The organism is Streptomyces sp. NPDC101110, from assembly GCF_044759525.1.
Taxonomy (GTDB): Bacteria; Actinomycetota; Actinomycetes; order Streptomycetales; family Streptomycetaceae; genus Streptomyces.
In genome coordinates this window covers 509,441-521,906 of the sequence record NZ_JBIVZM010000005.1, presented here as the reverse complement: position 1 = coordinate 521,906, position 12,466 = coordinate 509,441, and the positions used below count along the sequence as shown (strand labels likewise).

General features: G+C 72.0%; 11 protein-coding genes and 1 riboswitch. Of the genes, 1 reads left to right on the top strand and 10 read right to left on the bottom strand.

Annotated features, from left to right (window positions below):
- Positions 1-25: 25 nt before the first annotated feature.
- The 10 genes from eno to ACIQU3_RS14850 all read right to left on the bottom strand — a co-directional run bounded on the left by eno (position 26) and on the right by ACIQU3_RS14850 (position 11,433).
- On the bottom strand, positions 26-1,306 hold the full coding sequence (gene eno, locus ACIQU3_RS14895; RefSeq protein WP_366712643.1) for a phosphopyruvate hydratase: 1,281 nt from the start codon (positions 1,304-1,306) through the stop codon (positions 26-28).
- A gap of 286 nt (positions 1,307-1,592) precedes the next feature.
- Entirely contained in the window at positions 1,593-2,288 is a 696-nt protein-coding gene (locus ACIQU3_RS14890) for a transglycosylase family protein (RefSeq protein ID WP_403925244.1), read from the bottom strand.
- A 4-nt stretch (positions 2,289-2,292) separates the two neighbouring features.
- Positions 2,293-2,459, bottom strand: a riboswitch (cyclic di-AMP (ydaO/yuaA leader).
- 228 nt (positions 2,460-2,687) lie between these two features.
- Entirely contained in the window at positions 2,688-3,662 is a 975-nt protein-coding gene (locus ACIQU3_RS14885; RefSeq protein ID WP_403733145.1) for a transglycosylase family protein, read from the bottom strand.
- A gap of 120 nt (positions 3,663-3,782) precedes the next feature.
- Complete coding sequence (locus ACIQU3_RS14880) at positions 3,783-5,090, bottom strand: cytochrome P450 (protein WP_403925242.1); 1,308 nt, start codon at positions 5,088-5,090, stop codon at positions 3,783-3,785.
- A 133-nt stretch (positions 5,091-5,223) separates the two neighbouring features.
- Positions 5,224-6,243 (bottom strand): nucleoside triphosphate pyrophosphohydrolase, encoded by a 1,020-nt coding sequence (locus ACIQU3_RS14875; RefSeq protein WP_403925240.1) that lies wholly within the window; start codon positions 6,241-6,243, stop codon positions 5,224-5,226.
- Positions 6,244-6,569: 326 nt separating this feature from the next.
- Entirely contained in the window at positions 6,570-7,217 is a 648-nt protein-coding gene (locus ACIQU3_RS14870; RefSeq protein WP_403733136.1) for a SurA N-terminal domain-containing protein, read from the bottom strand.
- Between the two features lie 139 nt (positions 7,218-7,356).
- Positions 7,357-8,853 carry a protein kinase gene (locus ACIQU3_RS14865; RefSeq protein WP_403733425.1) on the bottom strand — a complete coding sequence of 499 codons (1,497 nt, stop codon included), beginning with the start codon at positions 8,851-8,853 and terminating at the stop codon, positions 7,357-7,359.
- A 38-nt stretch (positions 8,854-8,891) separates the two neighbouring features.
- Positions 8,892-9,554, bottom strand: coding sequence for a hypothetical protein (locus tag ACIQU3_RS14860; protein ID WP_403733133.1), 663 nt, complete (start codon positions 9,552-9,554; stop codon positions 8,892-8,894).
- A gap of 185 nt (positions 9,555-9,739) precedes the next feature.
- A complete protein-coding gene (locus tag ACIQU3_RS14855) occupies positions 9,740-10,486 on the bottom strand; it encodes an N-acetyltransferase (RefSeq protein ID WP_403733130.1) in 747 nt (248 codons plus the stop codon).
- Positions 10,487-10,656: 170 nt separating this feature from the next.
- Positions 10,657-11,433 carry an HNH endonuclease family protein gene (locus ACIQU3_RS14850; protein ID WP_403733127.1) on the bottom strand — a complete coding sequence of 259 codons (777 nt, stop codon included), beginning with the start codon at positions 11,431-11,433 and terminating at the stop codon, positions 10,657-10,659.
- A gap of 217 nt (positions 11,434-11,650) precedes the next feature.
- Between ACIQU3_RS14850 and ACIQU3_RS14845 the strand changes: the two genes are divergently transcribed.
- Positions 11,651-12,466 (top strand): SDR family NAD(P)-dependent oxidoreductase, encoded by an 816-nt coding sequence (locus ACIQU3_RS14845; RefSeq protein ID WP_403925238.1) that lies wholly within the window; start codon positions 11,651-11,653, stop codon positions 12,464-12,466.

The following is a 12,466-nucleotide window of genomic DNA, read 5'->3' as shown; positions in this document are numbered from 1 at the left end:
ACGGCCGTGGCCGGGCCTTCGGTGATCAGCCCTTGAAGCGGGGGAACGCGCTGCGGCCGGCGTAGACCGCGGCGTCGTCGAGGATCTCCTCGATGCGCAGCAGCTGGTTGTACTTGGCGACGCGCTCGGAGCGGGCCGGGGCGCCGGTCTTGATCTGGCCGCAGTTGGTGGCGACGGCCAGGTCGGCGATGGTGACGTCCTCGGTCTCGCCGGAGCGGTGGGACATCATGCACTTGAAGCCGTTGCGCTGGGCCAGCTCGACGGCGTCCAGGGTCTCGGTGAGCGAACCGATCTGGTTCACCTTCACGAGCAGCGCGTTGGCCGCGCCCTCCTCGATGCCGCGGGCGAGGCGCTCGGGGTTGGTGACGAACAGGTCGTCGCCGACGAGCTGCACCTTGTCACCGAGCTTGGCGGTGATGGTCTTCCAGCCCTCCCAGTCGTCCTCGAACAGCGGGTCCTCGATGGAGACGAGCGGGTACGCGTCGACGAGCTCCGCGTAGTACTCGGTCATCTCGGCGGCGGAGCGGGTCTTGCCCTCGAAGGTGTAGGAGCCGTCCTTGTAGAACTCGGAGGCGGCGACGTCGAGGGCGAGGGCGATCTGCTCGCCGGGGGTGTAGCCGGCCTCCTTGATCGCCTCGAGGATGAGGTCGAGGGCCTCGCGGTTCGAGCCGAGGTTCGGGGCGAAGCCGCCCTCGTCGCCGAGGCCGGTGGCCAGGCCCTTGCTCTTCAGGACCTTCTTCAGCGTGTGGTAGACCTCGGCACCCCAGCGCAGGGCCTCGGAGAAGGACTCCGCGCCGATCGGGGCGATCATGAACTCCTGGATGTCCACGTTGGAGTCGGCGTGCGAGCCGCCGTTCAGGATGTTCATCATCGGCACCGGCAGCAGGTGCGCGTTGGGGCCGCCCAGGTAGCGGAACAGCGGCAGGTCGCTGGCCTCGGAGGCGGCGTGGGCGACGGCGAGCGAGACGCCGAGGATGGCGTTGGCGCCGAGGGAGCCCTTGTTGTCGGTGGCGTCCAGGTCGAACATCGCCTGGTCGATCAGGCGCTGCTCGGTGGCGTCATAGCCGACCAGCTCCGGGCCGATCTGCTCGATGACGGCGAGGACGGCCTTCTCCACGCCCTTGCCGAGGTAGCGGTTCGAGTCGCCGTCGCGGAGCTCGATGGCCTCGAAGGCGCCCGTGGAGGCGCCGGACGGGACGGCGGCACGACCGGTGCTGCCGTCGTCGAGGCCGACCTCGACCTCGACCGTGGGGTTGCCTCGGGAGTCCAGGATTTCCCGGGCTACGACGACGTCGATGGACGGCACGAGCATCTCCTTCTTGATGTGACGCGGTACGCGGGTCGCGTGGACCCGGCGAGGTGCGGGCCCGGTGGCTCGCGACATGAGCCTAACCGGCCCGGGGCGATCGGCCACCGGGTCGCCCACCCCATGGACAGAACCGAGAGTAAATTGTTTCCGAACGGAACAAAGCCCGTTGCGGAAAAAACCCCGCCCCGGTGCGTACGGGGGGTGACGCACCGGGGCGGGGAGCCTGTGGACCCTGGGACGGGTCCGGGCGGGCCGGGTCCCTCGCGGGCCCGTCGGCCGCTGCTTACTTCAGGTGCAGCTGCTGGCCCGGGTAGATGAGGTTGGCGTCCTCGACGATGTCCTTGTTCAGCTCGAACAGCTTCTCCCAGCCGCCCTTGACCTTCTTGTCCGCGGCGATCGAGCTGAGGGTGTCACCCTTGACGACCTTGTACTCGCCGTCGCCCTTCTTGACCTTCTTGCCGGTCGGGGTGGTGACGGTCTTCTTGGCCGCGGGGCGCTCGTCGGAGCGGGAGGCCGGCTGCTGCTGGGTCTCGCGGGACTCGGTGCTCTGCTGGCTCTGCTGCGAGGTGCTGCCGGAGTCGCTCGAGGAGCCGCCGCCGGTGTAGCCGGCGCTCGACAGGCCCTTGCCGCAGACCGGCCAGGCACCCTTGCCCTGGCTCGCCAGGACCTTCTCGGCGACCTGGATCTGCTGGTCCTTGCTGGCCTTGTCGGCGGTGGAGGCGTACTGGGTGCCGCCGTACGCGGCCCAGGTGGAGGCGGAGAACTGCAGACCGCCGTAGTAGCCGTTGCCGGTGTTGATGGACCAGTCGCCGCCGGACTCGCACTGGGCGACCGCGTCCCACTCGGAGGCGGTGGCGGCGGAGGCGTTGCCGGCCGCCATCAGCGGGGCGGCGATGGCGACCCCGGTGACGCCGGCGAGCGCGGCGGCACGGGTGGCCTTGGACGGACGACGGTGCTTGCCCTTGCCGGAAAACAGCATGGATGGATCCCCTCACCGACGCCTGCGAGGTGAGCTGTCGGGTTCGGGCCGGTTGAGTTGCCCGGCCGCGTCCCTCCCGGGACGCGGCTTCACCCCGAGCCCTTCCGGCACAACCTGCCGGTCGGGCACCTACCTTGGGTCCCCCGCTCCTGCCTACGGCGCTTGACGCGACGACTGTTCCCGTGCGGCCGCTGGCAGGATTCGGCGTTGCGGCAGCCGGGGCTCGCGGTGGCGAGCGGTCATGACCGTAGACACGCGATCGGCGGAATTTCAAAGACGATCAGGGCTTCTGAGATCTATCTCTCACGGGCCCCAAACAGGACATCAGCCGCGAATCGGGGCGCTAACTCGCACGGTTTCGGGGCGACTTCCGCCCCGGTTTCCGCACTGCCCGAACAGCTACTTCTCGTCCGCTTCGCCCTCGACCGTGAGCTTCTGGCCGGGGAGGATGAGGTCCGGATCGGTACCCACGGACTTCTCGTTGCCCTCGTAGAGCGCGTGCCATCCGCCGCTGACGTCAAGGGAGTCGGCGATGGACCAGAGGCTGTCGCCGACGCCCACGATGTAGGCGCCCTCGGAGGCGTCGCGGGAGCTGTCGTCACCGCGCGAGGCATGACGGCCCGTGGATTCACCCGTTCGGCCGTCCTCGGACCCCCGGCTTTCGTCGGCGCTGGGGCCGCGGTGACGGCCGGAGCCGGTGTCGGACAGCTCCGAGGAGTCGTCCGCCGACTGCGAGTTGCCGGACTTGTCACTCTTGGAATCGGCCGACGAGGAGCTGCCGGACTGCCGCCCCTTCGGCGAGTCGGTGGATTCGGGCGACTTGTCCGAATCGGCGCCTTCATCCCTTGAGGCCGATGACCCGTCAGGCGACGAAGGTGACGGGGAAGCACTCTCCGAAGGGGACGAACCGAGCGAGTCGAGCAAACCGGGCGAGTCCACCTCACCGGACGAGTCGGACGAGTCGGATGATCCCGATGATTCGGATGATTCCGATCCCTTGTCCTGCTCGAGGCCGGAGAGCAGGCCACAGGTGCGCCACGCGCCGACTCCCTGGTCGGCGAGAATTCTCTCGGCCACGGCTATCTGCTGGGAGCGGCTGGCCAGGTCGGCGCTCGCGGCGTAGTCGAGGCCGCCGTGGTTCTCCCAGTCCTCCTGGGACAACTGCAGGCCGCCGTAGTAGCCGTTGCCGCTGTTCTGGCTCCACGCGCCGCCGGTCTCGCAGTCCGCGACCCGGTCCCAGGTCGTGCCGTCGGCCGCGCTGGCGCCGGAGGCCCCGAGGAGGGGGATCGCGATGGCGGAGCCGGTCACTCCGGCCGCGACGAGGAGTGCCGGAGCCTGGCGGGGGCGACGGTGCCGACCGTTCCCGGAGAGCATACGGAGACCTTTCGCGTGACAGCAGTGACCGACGCGGCGCGATACCGGCCGCGTTGATGGGTGAACGTATCGGCAGACGATCACTTGTCACAAGTTCATGCCGCGCAGATCACGTGAAGATCACAGGTCTGATGTTTCGTCACGTTCAACCGGTGCTGTGGGTGCGAACTCCACCGGCAGCGTGCGCAGCCCCCGCATGATGAGGCCTCCGCGCCACCTGAGCTCGGCCGGATCCACGGCGAGCCGGAGGTCCGGGAGCCGGGTGAGCAGCGTGGCGAGCGCGGTCTGGCCCTCCAGGCGGGCCAGCGGGGCGCCGAGGCAGTAGTGGATGCCGTGGCCGTACCCGAGGTGCTGGTTGTCACGGCGGGAGAGGTCCAGGACGTCCGGATCGGCGAACCGCTCCGGGTCCCGGTCCGCGGCGGCCAGGACGACGAGGACGGGGTCGCCCTCCTCGATGCGCTGCCCGCCGAGGGTGAGGGACTGCGTGGCGAAGCGCCAGGTGGCGAGTTCGACGGGGCCGTCGTAGCGGAGGAGTTCCTCGACGCCGGTCTCCAGGAGGGCGCCCTCCCCCGCGGCCAGGGACGCCTGGAGCCGGGCACGCTGCCCGGGGTGGGTGAGCAGGGCGTAGGTGCCGTTGCCGATCAGGTTGACGGTCGTCTCGAAACCGGCGAACAGCAGGATGAAGGCCATGGCCGCCGCCTCGTTCTCGGTGAGGTGCTCGCCGTGGTCGGAGGCGCGGATCAGACCCGAGATGAGGTCCTCACCGGGGGCGGGTTCGGCCGGCAGTGCCTCGCGCTTGCGGTGGATGAGGTCGGCGAGGTAGCCGCGCATCTTCTTCACGGACCGCGCCACGCCGCCCCTGGGCCCGCCCTGGTGACGGATCATCATGCCCGCCCAGTCACGGAAGTCGTCCTGGTCCTCACGCGGGACGCCGAGCAGGTCGCAGATGGCGTAGATGGGGAGCGGGAAGGCGAACTCGTGGATCAGGTCGGCGGAGCCCTTCGCCGCGAAGCCGTCGATGAGGGTGTCGGTGAGCTCCTGCACCCGGGGCGCGAACTCGGCGACCCGGCGGGGCGTGAACGCCTTGGACACGAGCCGCCGCAGCCGGGTGTGGTCCGGCGGGTCGATGTTGAGCAGATGCGTCATCAGCTCCGCCTTGCGCTCCCCGGGGATCCCCGTCTTGCCCTTGGCGTGCGCCGGTTCGTCGTGATGCGCCGGGTTCTTGGAGAGCCGGGGGTCGGCGAGCGTCTGCTTGGCGTCGGCGTACCGCGTGACCAGCCAGGCCTCCACACCGCTCGGGAGCCGCGTCCTGTGGACGGGGCTGTGCTCGCGGAGCCAGGCGTAGGCGGGGTAGGGGTCGCTCGCGAACTCCCAGGTGAAGAGGTCGGGAGCGGGCGGGGGCGGGCTGGGCCTGTGCTGGTCGGTCACGCGTCGACCGTATCCGGCTTCCTGCGGTGCCCCTGCCCTGCGTCGGGGCTCGGCCGAGCGGGCCCCGGCACTCCCCGGGTCCGGCAGGCCCCGGGGCAGGGCGACGCCCGTCTCTGGCCCTGCCCCCCGGGTCCTAGCCCTCGGCCTGCCGGATCGCGTCGCGGTAGGCGCGGGCCGCCGCTCTGAGGGCCGCCTCCGGGTCGACGCCCTCCGACTCGGCACGGACCGCCAGGGCCAGCAGGTCGTAGCCGATGCCCTCGACGGGCGGGAGCGGTATGTCCAGGCCCGCGGTGCGCACGCGGGAGGCCAGCTTGGCGGCGAGGGCGAGGCCGGGCTGGCCGAGGGGGATGCCCTCGGTGATCGAGGTGCGCTGCTTCTCGACCGCCTTGGTACGCAGCCAGTGCTCCTTGACCTCCTCGGGGGTGGTGGCCGTCGCGTCGCCGAAGACATGCGGGTGGCGGTGGATCAGCTTGGCGACGATGCCGCCCGCCACGTCGTCGATGGAGAAGGGTTCCTCACCGTCCTCGGGGCGGCCCTCCTCGGCGATGCGGGCGTGGAAGACGACCTGGAGGAGGACGTCGCCGAGTTCCTCGCGCAGTTCGTCACGGTCGCCCTCCTCGATCGCCTCGACGAGCTCGTACGCCTCCTCGATGCCGTACTTGGCCAGGCCCTGGTGGGTCTGCCGGGAGGACCAGGGGCACTCGGCGCGGATGCGGTCCATGACCTGGACGAGGTCGAGGAGCCGGGCGCCGGGAAGGTCGTAGGAGGCCGGCAGCAGTTCCAGCTCGGGCATGGCGATGCGGCCGGTGCCGGCCAGGCGGGCCAGGCCGTCGGTCAGGGCCGGTTCCCCCTCGCCCGTCGCCACCACGACCACCGTGTGTCCGCCGGCGCAGGCGTCGACCAGCTCCTGCGCGCTCGGGGACGCCTCGACGACGTCGATCCCGGCCTCGCGCAGATACGGCAGCTGCGGGTGCGTGCCGTCCGCGCAGAGCACCCGGTCGGCCTCGTGCAGGGCCTGCCAGGCCGGCCAGGAGAGCAGGCCGGGGGCGACGCGGTGGCTGGTGGTGAGCAGGACGACGCGGCCGGGCGGGGCGGCCGCGTCGGGAGCGGTCCGCTCGGGGCCCGGGGTGGCTTCGGGGCTGTTGGCGTTCACGGTTCGAAGCTATCCCACGCCGCGGACGGCACCCTAAGTTGTCCACAGGGCCCGGGAGGGGCAGGGGACAGGGGGGCGGGGGCGGCCGGGGGTCAGGAACCGAGAAGGACAGGGGGCCGGGGCCGGGTTGCAGGGGCCGGGTTGCAGGGACCAGGCGGGGCCGTAAGGCCAGGATCCGGGAGGCCCGGACCTGGGGGTGCAAGGCCCCGGGGTGTGGAACCCCGGGGTGCAAGGCCCCGGGTGCGGGCCCAGGGGTGCAAGGCGGGGTGCGGGCCCCGGGGTGCGAGGCCCCGGGTGCGGGCGCGCCTCGGAGGGCCTCTGGTCGCCTACATCCCCTGCTGGGTCTGCGCCGCCGTGACGTCCCGGACCCACGGCGTCTTCGCGTCGGCGCGGCTGCTCTTCTGGACGTCCCAGGTGCCGTAGCGGGGGTTGAGGTCGACGTTCAGGTCGTTGGAGGCGTCGGAGAGGGCCTTCCAGAACTCGGGGCGGTCGGTGCCCGTGCCGAGCTTCTCGGCGAGCTTCTGGGCCTCCAGCTGCAGACGGAGGTTCTCGTCTAGGCGCTGCGGCGGGATGCCGTACTGCTGGAGCCAGGTCGTCTCCAGCCCCTTGGCGCCGCCGGCCTGCTGCTCCAGGCCGGAGCGCATCGCCTGGACCTCCTTGCGGGAGACGGTCACTCCGGCGTCCCGGGCGGCGCGGTGCAGCACCCGGTCCAGGACCATGGTGTGCAGGGTGTCGCGGGTGAGGGTGCCGGTCCGGGCGATGGCCTGCTGGTACTGGGCCTCGTCCGCTACGGCCGCCCGCTGGGCCGCGCGTACCTCGCCGACCCGCTCGTCCAGCTGGGAGACGGTGATCCGCTGGCCGCCGACCACGGCCGCCGCGCCGGGATGCGCGTCGTTCCCGCAGGCGGTGAGCAGGGGTGCCGCGGCGGCGATCGCGGCGGTGAGGACGAGCGCGGTGCGACGGCGGCGGTGCAAGGAGACCTCCTGAGGAGATTGTGCGACGGTGCACAAGGTCTTGCGGTGATCGATGGTAGGCAGTGACCAGCCTCTGGCCAACCCATTCGACCAACGATTCACCGGGACTTCCGGCACTGCCGCGCCTCCGCGCGGCCCGTCAGCCGCGGACCTGCCCCAGCCACTGCAGCGTCCGGCGGATCTCCGCGCCGAGCGGGTGCCCGGGGCCGTGGGTGCGCTCCACGTCGTGGAGCAGCCGGGCCAGGGTGTCGTGGGCGCCGCCGCGGTCGCCGAGGGCGAGCAGGAGGTGGCCGATCCGGCGGCGCACGTCGTGCGCCAGCTCCGGACCTCCGGCGGCGACGTACTGGTTCTCGTAGTAGGGCAGCACCGCGCGGTACTCGGCGAGCGCCGCGGCCGGGTCGCCCAGCTGTTCGAGGCATTGGGCGGCCTCGTAGCGGAACCGCAGGGCCTGGGGGTCGGCCTGGCCCGCCTCGGCGGCGCGTTCGTCGGCGAGACGGCGCAGCTCGGGCAGCGCGCGCCGGTACTGGCCGTCGTCCAGGAGCGTCGCCGCGTACTGCTTGCGCAGGGTGCGCACGACCGGGGAGTGCGCGCCGTGCTGTTCGACTGCGGCCGGCAGGATGCCCCCGAGGATGTCGACGGCCTGGGTGACGCGGCCCTCGCCGAGGAGCCGCTTGACCTCGTCGACGGCGCGGGCGATGTCCGTGTGCCCCGGGGTCTCGGTGACGGGCGGGGCGGACGCGGGCCGGGGCGCCGGGGTGCGCGCACGATCCGGCCAGGGGGCGTGCGGACGCAGGAACGGGCGGGTGGGGTCCAGGGCCGCTCCGGTGGGCGTCCCGCGCGACGGCAGGAGCAGCTCCAGGTGCTCGTAGACCTCCTGCGCGGAGGCCGGCCGGTGCTGCGGGTCCTTGGCGAGCAGACGCAGGACGAGGGCCTCCAGGGCCTCGGGCACCTCGGGCCGGACGCGGCGCACGGGCAGCGGGGGTTCGTACAGGTGCCGGTGCAGGACGCCGAGGGCCGTGGAGCCGGAGAAGGGCACGTCGCCGCTGAGCAGTTCGTGCAGGACCACACCGAGCGCGTACAGATCGGTGTACGGGCCGACCGCGCCGCCCATCGCCTGTTCGGGAGCCATGTAGGCGGGCGAGCCGATGGGTGTGCCGGTGTGGGTGAGGCGGGTGGTGTCCACGTCCATCACGGACGCGACGCCGAGGTCCAGGACGGTGACGGTGCCGTCCTGCTTCACCATCACATTGCGCGGCTTGAGGTCGCGGTGGACGATCGGCACGGCGTGCACGGCGCTCAGCACGGCGCACAGCTGCGCGGCGACCGCGACCGCCCACTGCCAGGGGTACGGAGTGCGCTCGGCGAGGTGGCCGGCGAGGTCGGCCCCGTCGATGTACTGCATGACGAGGAACAGCTCCTCGCCCTCACTGCCCGCGTCGTGCACGGTGACCAGGCCCGGGTGGTCGACCTGAGCGGTCACCCGGCACTCGCGCACGAAGCGGCGGCGCAGTTCCTCCGCGTCCTGGCCGGCCACCTTGTCGGGGCGCAGCAACTTCACCGCCACACGGCGGTCGAGCCGCTGGTCGTACGCCGTCCAGACCTGGCCCATGCCGCCCTGCCCAAGGACGGCGGACAGTTCGTAGCGGCCGGCGACGACTCGTCCTGCGGCCACGGTCACCTTCCGTCCTCGTGGTCGCCGTCCCGGTGGCCGTCATGGTGGCCGTCGTGGTGGCCGTCGCCCTCGTGCCGGCGCAGGTAGTCGCTGAGTTCGTCGAGTTCGGCGCGGACCTGGTCGATGCGGGCGGGGGCGGGCCGCTGGGGGGACGGGGGCGGCTGGATCGCGCCCGGGGCCGGGGGCGTGTCGTGCGCGGTGGGTGTGTGGTGCGCGGGGGGCACGGCGGGCTGCGGGACGGGGGTGGACGTCGGGGCGTAGGGCGGCGCGGGGTGCGGGTAGCCGTACGGGGTGTGGGTGACGGTCGCCGCGTTGGGCGGGGCGTAACCGGCGAATCCCCGCTGCTCGGCGTGGTGGCCGATGTCCACGACGAGGAAGTAGATGGCGGCGCCCGCCCCGAGCAGCAGGATCACGGCCAGCGCGATGTCGGTGCGGACGTCGTCCTCCGGAAGTGAGCCGACGACGGCGAAACAGGCGATGGACAGCGGCAGGCTGACCCAGGCCAGCACCCAGTCGAGGGCCCGGCCGCGCAGGACGGCCACGCGGAACAGCGGTACGCAGGCCAGCACGCCGCACGTGAGGAAACCGGCTGCGGCGAACAGCACGCGCAGGAAAATGACCGTTGCCGCGCTACGGGGAGGCGGCGCCGCGCCGTGGCCGTACATGACTGCTCCTGGACCGGTGTGACCGATGGGGACGGACGTGCGAGTGACAGACCCTGTTGCGGATCCGAGCGTATAGCCCGACACGGACAAGCGGTCACGGGTTGTACCGAACCGTTGTCATTATGATCACTTCGTGTGAACAGCCCGCCCCCGGCCCGGTCGTGGGACCTGGAGCGCGTCACGCCCTACAGGGGATGCCGCATCCACACGTTGGGCTCGACGTAGACCGCGTATCCGCGCTCCGTCTCACAGCGCACCGGCACCAGCGCGCCCGGCACTTCGATGTCGCCGTCGGTGTCGAAGGGAAGGCCGGTCCAGCGGCGCCAGTCCGCGAGCGGGGCGGCCACCGTCATCGACGCCGGAGCCACCGAGTCGACGGTGGCTCCGGCCCGGGCGTGGACACGCAGCCAGGGGTCCTGGGGCAGGCCGTCGGGGCGGACGCGGTGGGCGTACTCCTCCATGGGCGTGTGCGGTTCGAGGTGCTTGCCGCTGGGGCGGACCGGCGCGACGACTTCCCGGAAGCCGCGGGTCCGGGCGTTGTCGCGCATGGCCGAGAGCATCACCGTGGACAGGCCGCGGCCCTGGGCGTGCGGGGCGACGGAGACCGAGATCGCGCTGACCGTGTCGGGCCGGACTCCGCGCCGGAGGTCGGAGAACGCCCACACCAGGACCGCGTCCCAGCCGTTGGCCGGCAGTCGGCCACCGCGGTGCTCGGTGCCGAGGGCGAAGGGCACGCTGTAGGCGTTCGCCACGATCTCGCCCTGCTCGTCCTCGGCGAACAGCACGTACTCCGGGAGTTCGGCGGCGATCCGCGGGAAGTGGGCGGCGCCCACGAGGTCCTGGATCACGAACTCCGGCCAGCTGTCCGCCATTCCGACGACCCGCTCCAGCATGTCCGGGCGGTCGGCGAGGATCGATATCTTCGGCTGCATGTGATCACGGTAGGCACGGGCGCGGCCCCACGGAACCGAATTACCTGGTGGGCACGGGTCCGGCCGTCACCGACGGGCAGCCTGACCGGTGCTGGGCTCCCAAGGGCCAACCGGCCGCCGGACAAAGGTGCTGGGCTCCCAAGGGGCCAACCGGCCGCCGGGGGGGGCGATCACCCGCCGCACTGCTTCAGCATCATCTCCTTGTCCGGTGCCGTCACGGGCAGTTCGTACTTCAGGGACACCTGGGCGAAGCGCACCGAGTAGGCGCAGCGGATCCGCTTGTCCGGGGGCAGCCAGGACGCCGGGCCGGAGTCGCCCTTCGAGCCGTTGGTCGGCCCGTCCACCGGGACGAGGTTGAGCGGGTCGTTGGCGATGGACTCCCGCTTGTCCTTGCTCCAGCGGGAGGCGCCCATCTGCCAGTCGTACGAGAGCGGCATGACGTGGTCGATCTGGACTTCGATCGCATGGGACTTGGTCCACTCGATGACCTTCCCGGTGTAGGGGTCGTGCAGCGTCATGGACGTGACGACGCAGTCCGACCCCGCCCGGAACCGCAGGTCCTCCCCGTCTCGTTTCAGCAGGTCGTTCCGCGAGTCGCAGCCGTTGTGCGAGAACGGGACGTCACGCGGTGCCGAGTCCATCCAGGCGTAGCCGAACTTGTCCCGCTCATAACCCGTCCTGGGGCCGCGGCCCTTGGTCTCCACCTTCTCGATCAGGGCGCGCGCCTTCTCCTTGTCCACGGCGGACGTGACGGCCGCCAGCCCCGGCTCGGTGCCGTCCGGATTGTCCAGCGGGTTCACGGCCCGCCCGTCGCCCACGGACGCCGCACCGGAGCCGGAGGGCCCGCCGCCGTCCGCGGGCGGGACCAGGCCCTCGCAGCCGGCGAGTGCCGAACCGGTGAACACCATCGCGACAGCCAGTGCCGCCCCACCCCTCAGACGCGTCACCCTGCGCCCCTCCTCTGTCCGCCTGTTCCGCTCCGGCACGGGCTGCCGGTGCCCGGTTCCACGGTAGCGAGGAAGAAGTTCAGACCACATCGGACCTCGGGGCGCATACTTCACATCCCACGCGCATCGTCGATTCCGAGTCACCTCCGGGGGCCGCTTGCGCCCGGCCCGTCTGGACTTGACCCTGACACCGGCGTCAGGGTCCGACGATCCCCGCATGACCTCTCCGCCTCCACCCGCGCGCCCGCTTCCCCGTCAGAACCCGCGGACCGGGCGGCACAGTGCGCGGGCGACTGCGCGCGTCGTGCTCGTCACCGGTGCCGGCACCGGGATCGGCCGTGCCACCGCGCATGCCTTCGCCGGCGAGGGCGCACACGTCGTGGCGGTGGGCCGCCGCGCGGCGCCCCTCGCCGAGACCGCCGGCCATGCCCCGTCCCGCATCAGTCCGCTCGTCGCCGACATCACGGCCGCCGACGGCCCCGGGGCCGTCGTCCGTACGGCACTCGACCGGCACGGCCGTATCGATGTGCTGGTGAACAACGCCGGGATCGTCGACGCCCGTTCGCTGCGCACCTACACGCGCGAGACCGTCGAGCCCCTGCTCGCCACGAACCTCCTCGCTCCCGTCCTGCTCACCCAGGCCGCGCTCCCGGCGCTGGAGGAGAGCCGCGGCGTCATCGTGAACGTGACCACGTCGGTGGGGCAGCGCGGCTGGCCCGGCAACTCCCTGTACGGCGCCGGGAAGGCGGCCCTGGAGGTGCTGACCCGCAGTTGGGCCGTGGAGCTCGCGCCCCTCGGGATCCGGGTCGCCGCGGTGGCCCCGGGCGCGATCGACACGCCCATCGGCGAACACGCCGGGCACACTCCCGAGCAGCAGGCCGCGATCAGGGCGTGGCAGCTGCGCAACACGCCGCTCGGGCGGGTCGGCCGCCCCGAGGAGGTGGCGTGGGCGATCGCCCGGCTTGCCTCGCCGCGGGCCTCGTTCATCACCGGCGTGGTCCTTCCCGTGGACGGCGGTGCGGTCGTCACATGA